At 76.0% G+C, this 933-nt stretch carries 1 protein-coding gene; it reads left to right on the top strand.

All coding sequences use genetic code 11. From position 1 onward, the window contains the following. Nucleotides 1-38: 38 nt before the first annotated feature. Nucleotides 39-933, top strand: an 895-nt coding sequence (locus FHG89_RS00100; protein ID WP_244295026.1) for a DUF58 domain-containing protein, incomplete at its 3' end; no start/stop codon positions are given.

Below are 933 nucleotides of genomic sequence, written 5' to 3'. Positions count from 1 at the left end.
CCCCTCGCCCCGCCCCTCTCGCCGACCGCAGTGAGGCAGTGCTGTCCCGGCTCCAGTTGCTTGTCACCCGCAAGCTCGACGGCCTCCTGCAGGGCGACTACGCAGGCCTGCTCCCCGGCCCGGGCAGCGAGGCGGGGGAGTCGCGCGAGTACCGGCCCGGCGACGACGTTCGCCGGATGGACTGGCCGGTCACCGCACGGACCACGACGCCGCACGTGCGGCGTACGGTCGCCGACCGGGAACTGGAGACCTGGCTGGCACTGGACCTGTCGGCCAGCCTCGACTTCGGCACCGGGCAGTGGCTCAAACGCGAGGTGGTGGTGGCCGCCGCCGCCGCGATCACCCACCTGACCGTGCGGGGCGGCAACCGCATCGGCGCCGTGATCGGCACCGGCGGCGGCGCGTCCGCCCCGGCCCGGCGGTGGCGGGGCGGACCACCGCCGGTCGGGCCCGGGGTGTTCACCCGGCTGCCGGCCCGCTCCGGCCGCAAGGAGGCGCAGGGCCTGCTGCGTGCCGTCGCCGGCGCCGCCATCCAACCCGGCCGGGGTGACCTGGGCGCCCTGATCGAGATGCTCAACCGCCCGCCCCGCCGACGCGGCGTGGCCGTGGTGGTCTCGGACTTCCTCGCCCCGGCCGAGCAGTGGTCCCGGCCGATGCGCAAGCTGCGCGTACGACACGACGTGCTGGCGATCGAGGTGGTCGACCCGCGCGAGTTGGAGCTGCCCGACGTGGGGGTGCTGCCGGTGGTCGACCCGGAGAGTGGCGAGCTGCACGAGGTGCAGACCGCCGACCCGCGGCTGCGGCAGCGCTACGCCGAGGCTGCCGCCGCCCAGCGGGCCGCGATCGCCGCCGCGCTGCGTGGCGCCGGCGCGGCCCACCTGCGTCTGCGTACCGATCGAGACTGGCTGCTGGACATGGTGCGTTTCGTCGCCG

It is taken from the genome of Micromonospora orduensis, from assembly GCF_006228125.1.
In the GTDB taxonomy this organism is placed as follows: Bacteria; Actinomycetota; Actinomycetes; order Mycobacteriales; family Micromonosporaceae; genus Micromonospora; species Micromonospora orduensis.
Note: the sequence above shows the minus strand (reverse complement) of the source record. Positions and strands in the feature narration are given on the sequence as shown.